A 16,500-nucleotide genomic window follows, 5' to 3' on the forward strand; every position below is an offset into this window, starting at 1 on the left:
GCTGCGGACGTGGTTGGTCAGGGTCGTTGGTCCCGGGTCGGGTGGGCGTCGGGCCCGGTCAGCGGCACCTCGGCGAGGCCGCGTACGACGACGACCGGGGCGGGGGAGTGGTAGAGCAGGGACTGGGCGACCGCGCCCAGCATGGCGCGTCCCGGTTCGTCACCCCGGGCGGCGACCAGCGCCATCTGGGCCGACCGGGACGTGTCGATGAGCACCTGCGCGGGGTCGCCGCGGACGACCCGGCACTCGGTGGGCACTGCGGTGTGCCGGCCGGCGTGCCGGGCCAGCGCCTCGCCGAGCTGCTCGGTGACCGCGTCGGTGTCCTCGTCGCTCTCCACCACCCGCAGGGCCACGAGGCGTGCGCCGCGTCGGGCGGCGCACTCCACGGCCCACCGCAGGGCGAGGTGCGAGCTGGGCGAGCCGTCCACTCCGGCCAGGACCGGTCCCTGCGGCGGCGGTTCGCGGCGGACCACCAGCAGTGGGCAGTTGGCCCGCGCCGCCAACTGCACGGCGGGCGTGTCGGCCGGTACGCACTGACCGCTGCCGGCCATTCCGCTGTCCCCGACGGCCAGCAGGAAGGCCGTCTCGGACCGGCGGATGAGGGTGGGCAGCATGGCGCTCTCGACGATCTCGGCGCGCACGGTCAGGCCTGGTTCGACCTGGTGGGCGAGCTGGGCGGCCCGGGTGATCAGACTCTCGGCGGCGTCGCGGGGCGCGGCCACGGTGTCCGCCGCGAAGGCGGCGTGCCAGTCGAAGGTGTGCACCAGGTGCAGGGGCCGCCCGTGGCCGGCGGCCTCGTGGGCGGCCTGCTCCACGACCGGTAGGTCACCGTCCGAGCCGAGGCCGACCAGCACCTCCGCGTCGGCCGATGCCGCCATCCGATACCACCTCCCGGGCGTCGCGCCCGGCACGACCACGCTGTCCCCGTACCGAGGGTAGTCGGATGACTGCGGCGTGTGGGTGGGATCGACCCATGGGGTACGCGAACCAGGGCTCGCGGTGTCAACGAATGTTGACGAACGCCGTCTGTCAACGTATGTTGACACCCATGAGTCAGGCAACGGAACTCGCGGCGGCAGCCGGCAGCACCGACCCCCGGGTCGGGCTCCGCGCCGTCCGCGCGCTGCGCCGGCTGCTCGAGCGACTCGAGGTGGTCCAGGTGGACAACGCCCGGCGACAGGGCTGGTCCTGGCAGGAGATCGCCGACGCGCTCGAGGTCAGCCGGCAGGCGGTGCACAAGAAGCACGCCGGGCGACCGGCGGTCAACTCATCCTGGGAGGCGTGATGTTCGAACGGTTCACCGATCGGGCGCGAGGCGTGGTGCGGCGGGCGCTCGAGGAGGCCCGGGCCGAGGGCCGGCGGCCGGTTGGCACCGAACACCTGCTGCTCGCCCTGCTCGCCGACGAGGACGGCCTGGCCGGCCGGGTGCTGGCCGACGCCGGGGTCCGCGCCGACGACCTGCGCGAGCGGGTCCGGCGGCACACCACGGGCGGGGGCGCCGGCCTCGGCGACGCGGACGCGGCGGCGCTGCGCGAGATCGGCATCGACCTCGCCGCGATCGTGGCCCGCATCGAACAGTCCTTCGGCCCCGACGCGCTGCGCGAGGCGGTGCCGGCCCCGCGTCGCCGCTGGGGGCGTCGCCGCTACCTGGGCGGCCCGTTCTCACCCCGCTCGAAGAAGGCGCTGGAGCTGTCGTTGCGGGAGGCGCTGCGGCTGCGACACAAGCACATCGGCACCGAGCACATCCTGCTCGGGGTGCTGCGTGAGGGCCAGGGACTGGGCGCGCTGGTGCTCACCGAGGCCGGGGTCGACCTCGACGATCTGCGCCGCCGGGTGGAGGCGGCGCTGCGCGCGGCGGCGTGACGGGCACCCGCGCGTTGAAACCTGTCTGTGGCACTTCCGACGCCTGCGGTTCGCCGGGTCGCTGACAGCGGCCCGGTGCTGCACACTGACGCCGTGGATGCTGGACAGGACAGGCGCCCCTCAGGTGGCGACGGCGGGCTGCGCTCCGCCGTGGTGGTCAACCCGGCGAAGGTCACCGATCTCGACGAGCTGCGCCGCACCGTGAACGACGCGCTCGCCGCCGCCGGGTGGCCCGAGCCGCGGTGGTTCGAGACGACCGTCGACGACCCGGGCCGGGGCCAGACCGAACAGGCCGTCAAGGACGGCGTCGACCTGGTCTTCGCCTGCGGCGGCGACGGCACCGTGATGTCCTGCGTCAGCGCGCTTGTCGGCACCGACGTGGCCCTCGCCGTTCTGCCGCAGGGCACCGGCAACCTGCTCGCCGCCAACCTCGGCCTCTCCACCGACCTCCCGGCGGGCCTCCAGGTCGCCGTCGAACGCGGTCGGCGGCTGCTCGACGTCGGCGCGGTGGAGGACCAGTACTTCACCGTGATGGCCGGCATGGGTTTCGACGCCCAGATGCTCGACGCCACGAACGAGACCACCAAGGCCCGCATCGGCTGGCCGGCGTACGTGATGGGTGCCGTGAAGCACCTGCGGGACCGGCCGATGCGGGTGCAGATCCGCATCGACGACCGGCCGGCGGTGCGCCGCCGGGCCCGCTCGGTGCTGATCGCCAACGTCGGCCGGCTCCAGGGCGGCGTGACCCTGCTGACCGAGGCCGAGCCGGACGACGGTTGGCTCGACGTCGCCGTGCTCACCCCGCGTAACCTGCGGCACTGGCTCGCGCTCGGCTGGGCCGTGGTCCGCCGCAGCGGCCAGGTGCCGCAGATGGAGGTCTTCCGCGGCCGGACGGTGGTGGTCAGCAGCAACCGCCCGCAGCCACGGGAGCTGGACGGCGACCTCATCGCCCCCGGACGGCGGCTCCGCGCCGAGATCCGGCCGCAGGCGTTGTGGCTCTGCGTTCCGCAGCCCGAGGACGCTCCCGACCTGTCCGTCGACGCACAGGGCGCCGGGGAGCGGGGCGAGCAGCTGATCGAGGAAGCGCGCCGTGAGTAGCACCCGGATCGTGCCGGAGACCCGGCTGATGGCCGACGAGGAGCTGTCGGCCGACGACGCCTGGCGCACACTGCGCCGCAAGGGCGGCTGGCACCTGCTGCGGGACGCGTTCATCCGGTTCCGCTACGGCGACGGGTTCAGCCACTCCCGCGCGTTCGCGTTGCAGCTCTGCCTGGCCGTGGTGCCGTTCCTCATCGCGCTCACCGGTCTGATCAGCGAGCTGGGCGTCGAGGAGGGCGGCCGGGTCGTCGCCGACACCGTGCTGGCGCTCACCCCCGGCCAGAGCGCCGAGGTGGTCGGCGAACTGCTCGGCGAGGGTGAACGCGTCGAGGACGCGGGGGAGTTGGCGCTCACCCTGGGTCTGCTCACCGGTCTGGTCGCGCTGACCACCACGATGGCCCAGATCGAGCGGGGCGCCAACCGCATCTACGGTGTCGAGCGGGACCGCCCGGCGTTGTGGAAGTACCTGCGGGCGGCCGTCCTGGCGGTCACCGCCGGTCTGCCCGCGCTGGCCGGCTTCCTGATCCTCGTCGGCGGCGGGGCGATGGGCGACTCGGTGCGCGAGCACTACGAGTGGGGCGAGACCGCCAACATCATCTGGAACGTGATCCGGTTTCCGTTGAGCCTCGGCCTGACCGTGCTCGCCGTGGCGGTGCTGTTCCGGCACGCGCCGCGCCGCAACCAGCCCGGCCTGTCGTGGCTGTTCTTCGGCGCCGGCATAGCCACCGCCCTGTGGTGGCTGGCCAGCCTGCTGCTGGCCGCGTACGTCAAGTTCAGCGAGGGCTTCGGGCAGACGTACGGCGCGTTGACCGGCATGATGGCGCTGCTGCTGTGGGCCAACCTGACCGGCATGGCGCTCTTCGGCGGGCTGGCCTTCGCCGCCCAGTTGGAGGCGCTGCGGATCGGCGTGCAGGAGCCGGCGCAGCCCGATCTGTGGGAGCCGGAGGCCGACCGCGCCGAGTTGTTCGACACCGGGGACATGACCGCGCTCTGAGCGCGTCCGGGTGTACGCCGGACGCGGATCGGGTACCTCGCCTCGCCAGGTACGACAAGGGAGGTGCGGGGTGACCGCGGTCAAAGATGTGACTCGGCGTCCGATCGGTCACTTCGCCGAACGGAGCATCGCCGGTCTGGTCGCCGTCATCGGCGCCGGTGCGGCGTTCGGACTGTTGCTGTTGCTCGTCCGCTTCCGGTGGAGCCCGTTGCAGGACGCCGACCACGAGCTAGCCGAGTGGTTCAACTCGCTCGTCGCCCCACACCACGCGCTGGTGACCGTGCTCCAGGCGGTGACCGACCTGGGTGGCCGGCCGATCCTCATCTGGCTGGTCGCGATCCCCGCGATCGGTCTGCTGATCCGGCGGCAGCCCCGGCTGGCCGTCTACCTGATCGTCACCGGGGTCGGCGGGCTGATCCTCGACCCGTCGCTCAAGGCGCTCGTCGGTCGACTCCGCCCGGTGGTGGACGTCCCGGTGGCCAGCGCGCCCGGCAACAGCTTCCCGAGCGGGCACGCGCTCGGCTCCATCGTCGCGTACGGGGCGCTGCTGCTGGTGTTCCTGCCGGCGATGGCGCCCCGCTGGCGCAAGCCCGCGATCGTCGGCGTCGGCGTGCTGGTGGCGCTGATCGGGTTGACCCGGATCGCGCTGGGCGTGCACTTCGTCTCCGACGTGCTGGGCGCCTGGCTGCTCGGTGCCGCCTGGCTGGGCGTCACCGCGTACGCCTTCCGGCTGTGGCGGCGCGAGCGCGGCAAGCCGGTGCCGCCGCTGACCGAGGGCCTGGAGCCGGAGGCGGGGCACGACATCGCCATCGCCCCGGCCGAGGAGCATGTGCTGGCGCATCCCCGCTCGGCGGTGGCCGAACTGCTGGTCGGCTGGGTGCTGGTGTTCGGCGCGCTGTACGGCTTTGGCACGTTCGTCAGCTACCACGCCAAGGGCACCTTCTTCGCGACCCTGGACACCGAGGTCCCCCGCTGGTTCGCCGACCGGCACACCGACGTGCTGACCGACGTGAGCTGGTGGTGGAGCAAGTTCGGGGACACCCACGCCATCCTGCTCATCTCGCTGGTGTTCTGCCCGCTGGTGCTCGCGGTGTGGCGGCGGTGGCGGCCCGTGCTGTTCGTGGTGCTGGCGATGGTCGGTGAGCTGACCCTCTTCCTCGCCTCGGCGCACGTGGTCGGCCGGCCGCGTCCGCCGGTGGAGAACCTGGACGGGCAGATGCCGACCTCCTCGTTCCCGTCCGGGCACATCGCGGCCACGATCTGCGTCTGGCTGGCGATCACGCTGATCGTGTTCCCGCGTACCGACCGCTGGTGGCGGTGGATTTTCGTGGCGCTGGCCGTGATCATGCCGGCCGGGGTCGCGATCTCCCGGATGTACCGGGGGATGCACCACCCGACCGACTTCATGGGCGCGATCCTGCTCTCGGCGCTCTGGATCGGCCTGCTGTACCTCGTGATCCGCCCCAACGCCGACCTGGCCGAGGGCAACCAACCGGCCATCGAGTCGGAGGACGTGGACACCCTCGACGACGAGCTGGCGCGGGCCGGCCGACCCGACTGAGCACCGCGATGCTGCGGGTGATGACCTGGAACATCCGTACCGGCGGCCGGGACCGTGGCGGCTCCGACCGGCTGGATCGGGTGGTCCAGGTCGTCGACCAGCAGGCGCCGGACGTGCTGGTGTTGCAGGAGCTGCGCGGCTTCGACCGGGCGGGACTGATGGCCACCATCGCGGACCGGGTCGGGATGACGCCCCACCTGGCCCGGTCCTGCTTCGGGCAGCCGGTGGCGGTGCTGGTCCGGCCGCCGTACCGGGCGCTCGCCGCGGGGCCCCTGCGTCGGCCGTTCCACCACGCCGCCGCCCGCGTCGTGGTGTCCACCCCGGCCGGGCCGCTCACCGTGCTCGGCACCCACCTGTACCCGTACTCCGGAGGCCGCCGACGGATGGAGGTCGACTGGCTGGTCGCTGCCCTGCGCCGCGCCCCCGGGCCGCTGACCCTGCTCGCGGGTGATCTCAACTCGCTCGATCCGACGGTTGACCACACCGCCCGTCTGGACGGACTGCCCGCTCTCTACAAGCGACGGCACCTCCGTCGGCGCGGCGGTGCCGTGGACACCCGCGCGGTCGCCCGGCTGCTCGCCGCCGACCTGGTCGACCTGTGGCCGTCCGCCAACGCCGACGCGCCGGAGGCCGCGGGTCTGACCGTCCCCACCCGGTTCGGCGGCGCGGAGTTCGCCGGGATGCGCCTGGACTACCTGTTGGGTAGCCGAGCGGTGGCCGAGCGGGTGCGGAGCTGCCGGGTGATCCGCGACGCGACGACGGACACGGCCTCCGACCACTATCCGCTGCTGGCCACCATCGGCCTGTGACCGCGCCGGGGCCCCGGCGGATGGCGTTGCCGGGCTACCGTGCCCACCGTGACCGACCGCCCCACCCTTTGTCCGCCGCCGGCCGCGCGGTCGATCGACCGGCCGGCCGCGCCGACGGTGACGCTCGCGGCCCGAGCTCCGTCGGCGGTGGGCACGACCGAGCCGGACACCGTCGCGCTGCCGCTCGTCGCGGCCGTCGCGCGCGGTGTCGCGCTGGTCTTCGTGCTGCCGGTACGCCTGCTCTGGGAGCTGATCGCGGCTGCCGGCCGGCTGCTGGGCCGGTACCTGCTCACCCCGGTTGGACGGTTCCTGCGCGACTGGCTGGTGGCCCCGTTGGTCTGGGCCCTGGACCGGCTGGTGTGGCGTCCGCTGCTCTGGTGCGCCGACCATCTGCTGTGGCGTCCCCTGCGCTGGGTGGCCCGCAATCTCGTCTGGGTGCCGTTGGTGTGGCTGGGGCGCGGTGTCGCGTGGGTGGCCCGCAATCTCGTCTGGGTGCCGTTGGTGTGGCTGGGACGGGGTGTGGCGTGGGTGGCCCGCACGCTTGTCCGGCTGCCGCTGGTGTGGCTGGCGTACGCCTTCGCCGGGGCGGTCCGCACGATCCTCTGGACGCCGCTGGTGTGGTTGGCCCGCCACGGGCTGCGCCCACCTCTGGTGGCCCTGGGCCGGGCGCTGGTCTGGCTGGCCGAGCACCTGGTCGTGCGGCCGCTGCGCTGGCTGGGCGTGGCCCTCGCCCCCGCCGGACGGCTGCTGTGGCGCGGCGTCGCCGTGCTCGCCGGGGCGGTGGGCGCCTTGCTCGTCGCGCTGGCGCGGGCGGTCCGGTGGGTCGTGGTCGGCCTGGCGCGGGGAGTCTGGTGGCTCGTCGTCGGGTTCGGCCGGCTGGTCGTGGCCGCGCTGGTGGGGGCGTGGCGGACCGCCGGCTGGCTGCTGCGGTGGGTCTACCGACTGCTGCTGCGCCCGGTCGGGCTGGGGCTGCGCTGGCTGTGGCGGCACACCGTACGTCCGCTGCTGTCGGCCATCCGCTGGGTCTGGTCGGTGACGGTCGTACCGGTGGCGCGTGGCCTGCGAGCGGCCTGGCGGGCCACCGTCGCGCCGGCGGCCCGGTGGACCCGGCGTGCGGTGCTCGACCCGGCCCGGGTGGCGTCCCGCGAGGTGTTGAGCGCACTGGGTCTGCGCCGCTGACGACGCCTCAGCGCACCAGCTTGAGCAGGACCGTCAGCCGCAGCTCGGTCAACCCGACCCGGCCGGCGGGCGTGCGCCCGGCCGGCCGGATCCGCTCGCGGCCCGTCGGGTGGCTCACAGTTCCCGGAGCCGGGGCAGTAGCTGATCCTGCGCCCAGTCCAGGAACATCGGCTGGGTCTCCCCGCCGACCTGGATGATCGCCACGTGCGTAAAGCCGGCGTCGACGAACTTGCGGAACGCGTCGACGTGCGCTTCCACGTCCGGGCCGCAGGAGATGCCCTCGGCGACGTCCTCCTCGCGGACGAACTGGGTGGCGGCGGCGAAGGACTCCGGCCCCGGCAGGTCGGCGTTGACCTTCCAGCCCATGCCGAACCAGCGGAACTGGTCGTGCACGATCTTGCGGCACTCGGCCTCGTCCGGGCCGTAGCAGATCGCCACCTGCCCGTAGCGGGGCTGGCCCGCGCCGCCCGCGTCGTCGTACATCTCGATGATGTGCCGGTCGGGCTCGGTGGAGACGAGGCCGTTGCCGTACTCGGCGGCGAGCGTGGCGGACTGCCGGCCGGAGGCGGCGATCGCCATCGGAACGGGCCGCGCGGGGCGGTCCCAGACGTAGGCGTCGGGTACGTCGAAGTGGTTACCGGAGAAGGTCAACGTCTCGCCGTTGAGCAGCGGACGGATGATCTGCAACGCCTCCTCGAACATCTCGTGGCGCTGCTGCACGTGCGGCCAGCCGCCGACCACGTGCTCGTTGAGGTTCTCCCCGGCGCCCAGGCCGAGGGTGAACCGCCCGTCCGAGAGCGCGCCGATGGTGCTGGCCTTCTGGGCGACCACGGCCGGGTGGTAGCGGCGGATCGGGCAGGTCACGAAGGACATCAGCTCCGCGCGGGAGGTGGCGTGCGCGACCGCGCCGAGCACCGACCAGGCGTACGGGGAGTGGCCCTGCGAGTCCAGCCACGGGTAGTAGTGGTCGGACATCACCAGTTGGTCGAAGCCGGCCGCCTCGGCCCGCACCGCGTGGTCCACCAGTTGCTTCGGTCCGGCCTGCTCGCACATCAGGGTGTAGCCGACGCTCACCATCCCGTTATCTCCTTCTCGCCGACGGTTCGTCCCGGGATACCCAGGTCAGCAACGGTCAACCCTCCCGTCCGGTTCGGCCGGGCGATGCTTGACGGATGTCGTGGACCCGCCTACGGTCCTCTTAACCGGTTAAGACCCTCGGTGTGGCGCACATCCTGTGGTGGGGATGACCGCCCCGTGACGGCCCGCGTCCGCGCGGGCCGTCACGGCCGTCCGCCCCTTCGAGCGTTCTACTGAACCGGTTGCGAGGGCTGATCCATCGCCCTAGGCTGATGCGCGCCGCCGGGAGTCGGGCGGCGGCTGTCGGGCTGCAGCCGCCTTCCCCTGTCGTACCCCACCCTCGCCGGGCATCGGGGGTCCTCCCTGAGGAAGGCCATGAAGACTCGACTCTCCGCCGTCGGCGCCGCCCTGCTCGCGCTGCTGTTCGCCGTGCTGGCGTTCGGTCAACCGGCGCACGCCGCGGCCGGCTTCTCCGTCGCGGGCGGCAAGCTGTACGACGCTAACGGCGCCGAATTCGTCATGCGCGGCGTCAACCACGCGCACACCTGGTACCCGCAGCAGACCAGCTCGTTCGCCGACGTCAAGGCGCTCGGCGCGAACACCGTGCGGGTGGTGCTCGCCAGCGGCGACCGCTGGACCCGGAACACCAACGCCGACGTCGCCAACGTCATCTCGCTGTGCAGGGCCAACCGGCTGATCTGCGTGCTGGAGGTCCACGACACGACCGGGTACGGCGAGCAGAGTGGCGCGATCACCCTGGACCGTGCCGTCGACTACTGGCTCAGCCTGAAGGACGTGCTGGTCGGCCAGGAGCGGTACGTTCTCGTCAACATCGGCAACGAGCCGTACGGCAACCAGAACTACGCCTCGTGGGCCGCCGACAGCGCCAACGCGATCAAGCGGCTGCGGGCCGGGGGCCTGACCCACACCATCATGGTGGACGCCCCGAACTGGGGTCAGGACTGGTCGTTCACGATGCGCGACAACGCCCCGTCGGTCTTCGCCGCCGACCCGGCCCGCAACACGCTCTTCTCCATCCACATGTACGGCGTCTTCGACACCGCTGCCGAGATCACCGACTATCTGGGCCGGTTCCGTACGGCGGGGCTGCCCATCGTGGTCGGTGAGTTCGGCTTCAACCACTCCGACGGCGACCCGGACGAGGACACCATCCTCGCGTACAGCCAGGCCAACGGGATCGGCTGGCTCGGCTGGTCGTGGAGCGGCAACGGGGGTGGCGTCGAGTATCTCGACATGGCCACCGCCTTCAACCCGGCCAGCCTGACCACCTGGGGGCAGCGGGTCTTCAACGGCGTCAACGGCATCCGGCAGACCTCCCGCGAGGCCACCGTCTTCGGCGGCCCCCCGCCACCCACCACGCCCCCGCCGACCACGCCCCCGCCGACCACGCCCCCTCCGACGACCACGCCGCCGCCCGCCGGTGGCTGCTCGGCGACGTACACCATCACCAACCAGTGGCAGGGCGGCTTTCAGGGTGAGGTGCGGGTGACCGCCGGCGCGTCGGCGATCACCGGATGGACAGCACGGTGGACACTAGCCAACGGTCAGAGCGTCACGCAGTCCTGGAACGCAACGGTGACCAGCAGCGGTTCCACGGTGACCGCGCGGAACGCGGACTACAACGGCCGACTGGCCGCCGGTGCCAGCGCTACCTTCGGCTTTCTCGGCGGCTGGAGCGGCGCCAACCCCACACCACAGGTGAGCTGCACCGCCAGCTGAGCGACCGGCGGCGACCGACGCCAGGTGGCCGGGCCCGCACCGGGCCCGGCCATCGCGTCGTTCGGGTGACCGAGAGCGGTCAGTGCTGCTCGCCGGTGAGGTTCACGATGACCACACCCGCGATGATCAGCGCGATGCCCACGAGCTTGACCGGCCCGACCGACTCGCCCAGGAACACCGCGCCGATCGCCACGATGGCCGCAGTGCCCAGGCCCGACCAGAGGGCGTACGCGACACCGACCGGTATCTCCTTGACGGCCTGGGCGAGCAGGAGGAACGCCAGCGCGTACCCGGCGAGGCAGCCCAGTGTCGGCCAGACCCGGGTGAACCCGGCGGTGCTCTTGATCAGGCTGGTCGCCACCACCTCGGCGAGGATGGCGATTCCCAGCAGCACGTACGCCATACGGCCCCTCAGTCCTCGGTTCCTGGTCGAGCCATCGAGTGTTCCACCCCGGCATCGGCCAGGCGGGCGGAGCGCATGGTGAGGTAGCGCTGTTCGGGGAGGCTGCTCGTGCGGGCGGCGGCATCCCGGTAGTCCGCGATGGCCCGTTCCCGGTCGCCGGCCATCTCGTGCAGGTGCGCGCGGGCGGCGGGCAGCCGGTGGTGCCCGGCCAGCCGGGGATCGTCGGTCAGCGCGTCGAGAGCGCGGAGGCCGGCAGCAGGCCCGTGCACCATGGCGGTCGCGACGGCCCGGTTGAGCGCCACCACCGGGGTGCCGGCCAACCGATCCAGCACGTCGTACAGCGCCAGGATCTGGGGCCAGTCGGTCGCGTCGGTGCCGGGAGCCTCGTCGTGCAGGGCGGCGATGGCGGCCTGCACCTGGTAGGGGCCGACCGGGCCGCGCGGCAGCGCCGCCGTGACCAGTGCGACGCCTTCGGCGATGGCCGCCGCGTCCCAGCGGCTGCGATCCTGCTCGGCCAGTGGGATCAGCTCTCCGGAGGGCCCGGTTCGTGCCGGGCTGCGCGCCTCCGTGAGCAGCAGCAACGCGAGCAGCCCGGCGGTCTCACTGTCGTCGGGCAGGCGTACGTGCAGCGCCCGGGTCAGCCGGATCGCCTCCGCCGCGAGGTCAACCCGGCGCAGGTCCGGGCCGGCGGTACTGGTGTGCCCCTCGGTGAAGATCAGGTAGAGCACCTGTCGGACGGCGGCCAGCCGATCGGCCCGCTCCGCCTCCTCGGGCATCCGGAACGGCAGCCCGGACGCGCGGATCCGCTGCTTTGCCCGGCTGATCCGCTGCGCCATGGTCGCCTCGGGCACCAGGAACGCGCGGGCTATCTCGGCGGTGCTCAGACCGCCGACCGCGCGCAGGGTCAACGCGACGGCCGACGCCGCGGCGAGGGCCGGGTGGCAGCAGAGGAAGAGCAGGACCAGGGTGTCGTCCCGCTCGGCGGTCAGCTCCTCGTCCGGGGCCGGCGCGTACCGCCGGTCGTCCGGGTCCTGACGGGTGACCAGGTCCTCACGGCGACGCCGGGCCTGCTCGCCGCGGATCAGCTCGATCATCCGGCGGTAGCCGACCTGGATCAGCCAGCCCCGGGGGTTCGTCGGCAGCCCGTCGGCCGGCCACTGGCTGGCGGCGGCGAGCAGCGCCTCCTGGACGGCGTCCTCGGCGGTGGCGAAGTCACCGAACCGGCGGGTGAGCACGCCGAGGACCTGCGGCGCCAGTTCGCGCAGCAGGTCCTCGATGCGAAGGTCGGTGGTCAGCGCTCACAGCTCCTGCGACGGAGCGGACATCACCGGGTGCACCTCGATCGGCATGTTCAGCGGCCGACCGCCGGGGCCGGGCGCGGTGGAGATGTGCGCGGCCAGCTCCACCGCCCGCTGCGGGCTGTCGACGTCGACGATCCAGAAGCCCGCGAGGAACTCCTTCGTCTCGGCGAACGGCCCCTCGGTCACGACCGGCGCGCCGCCCTCGCCGGCACGTACGATCCGCGCCTGCTGCGGGCCGCCGAGGCCCTGCGCGTCGACCCACTCGCCATCGGCAGCCAGCTTCTCGTTGACCTCACCCATGAACGCGACGTGCGCCCGGACCTCGTCCTGCGTCCAGGTGTCGATGCCCGGGAAGTCGGTCCCGGTGGCGCTGAACTGCATCAACAGCATGTACTTCATCGTCTCGCTCCTCACGCCCGCGCACCGTGGTCGGTGCTCTCACCCTGAGGTAGAAGCCGACGACACCGTTCTCGACACCCCGGACAAAGAAATTTCTAGCCGACCTCGTCGACCTCGAACAGCAGGCTCTGTTCGGGGTGCAGCGCGGGTAGCTGCACGCCCACCCGGGCCAGCGCCGCTCCGCTGAGCGTGACGCCGGACGCCAGCCAGGGCGGCCCGGACAGGTCGATCGTCGCCGGAGGTGGCACGTCCGGGACCGGGCGCACCCGGTAACGCCGCGCCGGGTCGAGACCGGGCAGCCGTACCGCGCCCGGGGTCTGCGCCACCGAGGTGGCGAGCCGGGCCACCGCGTACACCGCTCGGGTCTTGTCCTTCTCGACCACGCCGTGCGCCCAGACGGCCGGGTCCGGGTGGTCGACCCGGACCACCCGCCCGGAGTGCAGCAGCGGGCGCAGCCGCTTGTGCAGTGCCACCCAGTCGGTCAGCTCGGCCTGTTCGGCGGCGCTGATCGAGGCGATGTCCCACTCGATGCCGTGGTGACCGAACAGCGCCGTGGCCGCCCGGAAACCCAGGTCGTGTACGCGGTGGGTGGTGTGCGAACGCTGCGGCCCGATGTGCGTGCCGACGAGCTCCGGTGGCAGCAGCAGCCCGGTCCAGCGCTGGATGCCGAGCCGTTCCAGGGCGTCGTTGCAGTCGCTGGCCCAGACCCGGTCGGTGCGGGCCAGGATGGCCAGGTCCACCCGGGCGCCCCCGGAGGAGCAGCTCTCGATCTCCACGCCGGGGTGGCGTCGGCGCAGCTCGTCGAGGAGGCGGTAGACCGCGAGGGTCTGCCCGTGCACCCCGGGCCGGCCGTGGTGCCCCGCCTCGGTGAGGTCCCGGTTGTGGTCCCACTTGAGGTAGCTGATCCCGGGATGCTCGGTGAGCAGCGCGTCGAGGCGTTCCAGCACGTAGTCGTACGCCTCGGGGCGGCCCAGGTCGAGCACCTGCTGCCGGCGCCAGGCGGGCGGCAGTCGTCCCGGCAGGGTCAGCAGCCAGTCGGCGTGCGCGCGGAACAGGTCCGAGTCGGGGTTGACCATCTCCGGCTCCACCCACAGGCCGAACTGAAGGCCGTGGCCGGTCACGTGGTCGATGAGCGGTTGCAGGCCGTCGGGCCAGATGTCCTCGTCGACGTACCAGTCGCCCAGCCCGGCCGTGTCGTCGCGCCGGCCGCGGAACCAGCCGTCGTCGAGCACGAACCGTTCCACGCCGATCTGCGCGGCGCGGTCGGCGAGGGCCCGCAGCCGGTCCAGGTCGTGGTCGAAGTAGACCGCCTCCCAGACGTTGAGGGTGACCGGGCGCGGGGATCGCGGGTGTCCGGGCCGCGCCCGCACGTGCGAGTGGAGTACGTCGCTGAGTCCGTCCAGCCCCTCGTCGGACCAGACGGCGTAGAGCAGTGGAGTCTCGTACGCCTCGCCGGGGGCGAGTCGGATCTCGCCGGGGGCCAGCAGTTCCCCGCCTCCGAGGGTGGAGTCGCCGGTGGGCCGGCGTTCGGCGACGGTGAGGTGGTCGCCGCTCCACGCGGTGTGCACCGCCCAGATCTCGCCGTGGCCGAAGTCGAACCCGGCGGTGCCGGCCACCAGCAGCAGGGTGGCGTCGTGTCCGGTGCGACCGTGCCGCCCCTCGCGGACCCACGCGCCGTGCTGCCACGGGTGCCGCTGCGGGGAGCGTTCGCGGCACCAGCGGCCGGTCAGGTCGAGCAGTTCGGTGGCGACCGCCGGCACCGGGAGCACCGGGGTCAGCTCCCGCACCTCGTACGTGCCGTCGCCGTCGTTGCGGAGCCGGTGCCGGATGGTCAGCAGGCCGTACGGGTCGAGCGTGATCTCGATGGTCAGGGACAGCCCGGCGGCCGCGTCGGACGCCCGTACGGTGACCCGGGCCGGGGCGTCGGCCGGATCGTCGACGGCGAGACCGTCGAGCCGGAACGCGGTGGACCAGTCCCGCCCGTCGCGGTGCCCGGCCAACCCCGGTCGGCCGCTCCACCCGGCGCTCGCCTCCGGCAGCAGCGACAGCACGGGTGGCTCGTCGAAGCTGCTCGGCACCACCGGTGGCACGGTCGCGTCCACGAGGTGGCGCAGGCCGTCGTCGTCCAGGTCGCCGACGTCGCCACCCCAGTGCGCCACGCGGGGCAGCCCCGGGCCGCGCGCGTCGAGCACCAGGCTGGTCCGCCCGCGGCGCAGGTGCAGGATCGTCATCCTTTGGAGGCTCCCAAGGTCAGGCCCCGGACGAAGTGCCGCTGGAGCATAAAGAAGATCACGAGGGTGGGGATCGCGACGAGCACGCTGCCCGCCGAGACCAGGTTGTTGTCGGTGAAGAACTGGCCGCGCAGGTTGTTGAGTGAGCTGGTCACCGGGAACTTGTCACCGGTACGCATGAGGACGGTGGCCCAGAAGAACTCGTTGTAGATCCAGGTCACCTCCAGGGTGGCCAGTGCGGCCAGGGCCGGCCGGCACAGCGGCATGGTGATCTGCCAGTACTGCCGCCAGACACTCGCGCCGTCGACCATCGCCGCCTCGTACAGGTCGTGGGGGAGCGCCTTCATGTAGTTGCTGAGCACGAAGACGCAGAACCCGCACTGGAAGGCGACGTTGATCAGGATCAGGCCCCAGTAGCTGTCGTAGAGCAGCTCGGAGTCGCTCATGAACTCCGGCAACGGCACCTCGGTGAACAGTCGGAACAGCGGGATGAGCAGCGCCTGTTGGGGTAGCAGGTTGGCGGCGGTGAACACCCCGAGCAGGAGGAGGTTGATCTTCCAGCTGAACCGGGCGATGACGAACGCCACGCAGGAGGCGAGGAGGAGCGTCAGCAGCACCGCCGGCACCGTGATGTAGACCGAGTTGAGGAAGTGCTTGCCGAACTCCGCCTGATCCCAGGCCGTGACGTAGTTGTCGATGGTCCAGCCGCCGAACGAGACGTAACCGTGGGCGGCGGTGTACTGGTACGAGCGGAACGACGTGAGGACCGCCCAGGCGATCGGGAAGAGCCAGATCAGCGCCACGGCGATGAGGAAGCCGTGCAGCAGCATCCGCAGCGGGGTCAGCCGGCGTCGGCGGATCGGGGTGTCGACGCTCATTTCCGGTTCTCCCTCATCACGGTCGCCAGGTAGATGGTGATGAAGACCAGCGAGACGACCAGCATGATCGTCGCCAGCGCCGAGCCGAAGCCGATCCGGCTCGCCTCACCCACCACGTTCTGGGTGACCAGCGCGGAGATCAACTCCAGGCCGTTGCGGCCCTTGTTGACGACCCAGACCAGGTCGAACGCCCGCAGCGACTCGATCACGGTCACCACCAGCACGATGATGTTGATCGGTCGCATGACCGGGAAGACGACCCGGAAGAACGTCCGGACCTCGGACGCGCCGTCGACCGCGGCGGCCTCGCGCAGCGACGGGTCGACGCCCTTCAGCCCGGCCAGGTAGAGCAGCATGATGTAGCCGACGTGTCGCCAACCGGAGGCGACCATGACCGCCCAGATGTTGACGTTCGAGTCGCCGTACCAGTCGGTGCCGGTGCCGAGGACCGCGTTGATCAGACCCTGGTCACGGGAGTAGAGCAGCTGCCAGACGAAGCCGATCAGCGCCAGCGAGAGCACCACCGGCAGGTACAGCGCCGTCTGGTAGAAGCGGCTGCCGCCCAGCTCCTTGTCGAGCAGCACCGCCAGGAACATGCCGAACGGCGTGGCGACCACGAACAGCACGGCCAGCCACAGCAGGTTGTGCTGGACCGCTGGCACGAACGGCGGGTAGATGTTCACCACGTCGCTGTAGTTGCGCCCGCCGACGAACTCGATCTCGTTGAGTGGACCGATGCCGTCCCAGTCGGTGCCGGACAGCACCACGGTCGCCAGGGCCGGCAGCCAGACGAGCGCGGTGACGAGCAGCAGTGGGACGAGCACCATCAGCGTGATGACCACGCGGTCGGTGGGGGACAGGAGCCGTAGCCGCCGGCGACGACCACCCGTGGAGGTGGTCGCCGGCGGCGGCGGCACGGCGCGATCCGCTTGGATCAGGGGTAGGTCGGACACGATGTCCTTCCCCT

Annotated in this window: 16 protein-coding genes; 8 read left to right on the plus strand and 8 right to left on the minus strand. The window is 72.2% G+C overall.

All coding sequences use genetic code 11. The features are described 5' to 3' along the window. Window positions 1-17: 17 nt before the first annotated feature. Complete coding sequence (locus AB0B55_RS08900; RefSeq protein ID WP_357123040.1) at window positions 18-878, minus strand: universal stress protein; 861 nt, start codon at window positions 876-878, stop codon at window positions 18-20. Between the two features lie 170 nt (window positions 879-1,048). Here AB0B55_RS08900 and AB0B55_RS08905 point away from each other — a divergent pair, with 170 nt between their 5' ends. The 7 genes from AB0B55_RS08905 (at window position 1,049) to AB0B55_RS08935 (ending at window position 7,504) form a co-directional block, all read left to right on the plus strand. Beyond that, window positions 1,049-1,285, plus strand: coding sequence for an HTH domain-containing protein (locus AB0B55_RS08905; RefSeq protein ID WP_007457155.1), 237 nt, complete (start codon window positions 1,049-1,051; stop codon window positions 1,283-1,285). Next, on the plus strand, window positions 1,285-1,863 hold the full coding sequence (locus AB0B55_RS08910) for a Clp protease N-terminal domain-containing protein (RefSeq protein WP_355051888.1): 579 nt from the start codon (window positions 1,285-1,287) through the stop codon (window positions 1,861-1,863). Before AB0B55_RS08905 ends, AB0B55_RS08910 begins: the two co-directional genes overlap by 1 nt. A gap of 93 nt (window positions 1,864-1,956) precedes the next feature. Further along, window positions 1,957-2,961, plus strand: coding sequence for a diacylglycerol kinase family protein (locus tag AB0B55_RS08915; protein WP_357123043.1), 1,005 nt, complete (start codon window positions 1,957-1,959; stop codon window positions 2,959-2,961). Beyond that, a complete protein-coding gene (locus tag AB0B55_RS08920) occupies window positions 2,954-3,955 on the plus strand; it encodes a YihY/virulence factor BrkB family protein (protein ID WP_355051797.1) in 1,002 nt (333 codons plus the stop codon). The genes AB0B55_RS08915 and AB0B55_RS08920 overlap by 8 nt, the downstream gene beginning before the upstream one ends. A 70-nt stretch (window positions 3,956-4,025) precedes the next feature. Continuing rightward, complete coding sequence (locus AB0B55_RS08925) at window positions 4,026-5,516, plus strand: phosphatase PAP2 family protein (protein ID WP_357171325.1); 1,491 nt, start codon at window positions 4,026-4,028, stop codon at window positions 5,514-5,516. Window positions 5,517-5,524: 8 nt separating this feature from the next. Then, the gene (locus AB0B55_RS08930) at window positions 5,525-6,325 is read left to right on the plus strand and encodes an endonuclease/exonuclease/phosphatase family protein (RefSeq protein ID WP_357171327.1); all 801 of its coding nucleotides are present in this window, start codon (window positions 5,525-5,527) and stop codon (window positions 6,323-6,325) included. Window positions 6,326-6,373: 48 nt separating this feature from the next. After that, entirely contained in the window at window positions 6,374-7,504 is a 1,131-nt protein-coding gene (locus AB0B55_RS08935; RefSeq protein WP_357171330.1) for a hypothetical protein, read from the plus strand. A gap of 114 nt (window positions 7,505-7,618) precedes the next feature. Here AB0B55_RS08935 and AB0B55_RS08940 read toward each other — a convergent pair whose 3' ends face one another. After that, window positions 7,619-8,581, minus strand: a complete 963-nt coding sequence (locus tag AB0B55_RS08940; protein ID WP_357123058.1) for a TIGR03557 family F420-dependent LLM class oxidoreductase — start codon at window positions 8,579-8,581, stop codon at window positions 7,619-7,621. 375 nt (window positions 8,582-8,956) lie between these two features. On the opposite strand from AB0B55_RS08940, the gene AB0B55_RS08945 reads away from it, so the two are divergent. After that, on the plus strand, window positions 8,957-10,321 hold the full coding sequence (locus AB0B55_RS08945) for a cellulase family glycosylhydrolase (RefSeq protein WP_357171333.1): 1,365 nt from the start codon (window positions 8,957-8,959) through the stop codon (window positions 10,319-10,321). A gap of 79 nt (window positions 10,322-10,400) precedes the next feature. Here the strand turns inward: AB0B55_RS08945 and AB0B55_RS08950 are convergent, their stop codons facing one another. From AB0B55_RS08950 to AB0B55_RS08975, 6 genes are all read right to left on the minus strand, one after another. Further along, entirely contained in the window at window positions 10,401-10,724 is a 324-nt protein-coding gene (locus AB0B55_RS08950; protein ID WP_357123065.1) for a multidrug efflux SMR transporter, read from the minus strand. 8 nt (window positions 10,725-10,732) lie between these two features. Next, a complete protein-coding gene (locus tag AB0B55_RS08955; RefSeq protein WP_357171584.1) occupies window positions 10,733-12,019 on the minus strand; it encodes a sigma-70 family RNA polymerase sigma factor in 1,287 nt (428 codons plus the stop codon). Window positions 12,020-12,022: 3 nt separating this feature from the next. Further along, a complete protein-coding gene (locus AB0B55_RS08960; protein ID WP_357171335.1) occupies window positions 12,023-12,424 on the minus strand; it encodes a YciI family protein in 402 nt (133 codons plus the stop codon). A 95-nt stretch (window positions 12,425-12,519) separates the two neighbouring features. Further along, a complete protein-coding gene (locus tag AB0B55_RS08965) occupies window positions 12,520-14,655 on the minus strand; it encodes an alpha-galactosidase (protein ID WP_357123071.1) in 2,136 nt (711 codons plus the stop codon). Then, window positions 14,652-15,533 (minus strand): carbohydrate ABC transporter permease, encoded by an 882-nt coding sequence (locus AB0B55_RS08970; RefSeq protein WP_357123074.1) that lies wholly within the window; start codon window positions 15,531-15,533, stop codon window positions 14,652-14,654. The genes AB0B55_RS08965 and AB0B55_RS08970 overlap by 4 nt, the downstream gene beginning before the upstream one ends. Next, window positions 15,530-16,486 (minus strand): sugar ABC transporter permease, encoded by a 957-nt coding sequence (locus tag AB0B55_RS08975; protein ID WP_357171337.1) that lies wholly within the window; start codon window positions 16,484-16,486, stop codon window positions 15,530-15,532. Before AB0B55_RS08975 ends, AB0B55_RS08970 begins: the two co-directional genes overlap by 4 nt. Between the last annotated feature and the right edge of the window lie 14 nt (window positions 16,487-16,500).

It is taken from the genome of Micromonospora sp. NPDC049107 (genome assembly GCF_040648595.1).
GTDB lineage: Bacteria > Actinomycetota > Actinomycetes > Mycobacteriales > Micromonosporaceae > Micromonospora.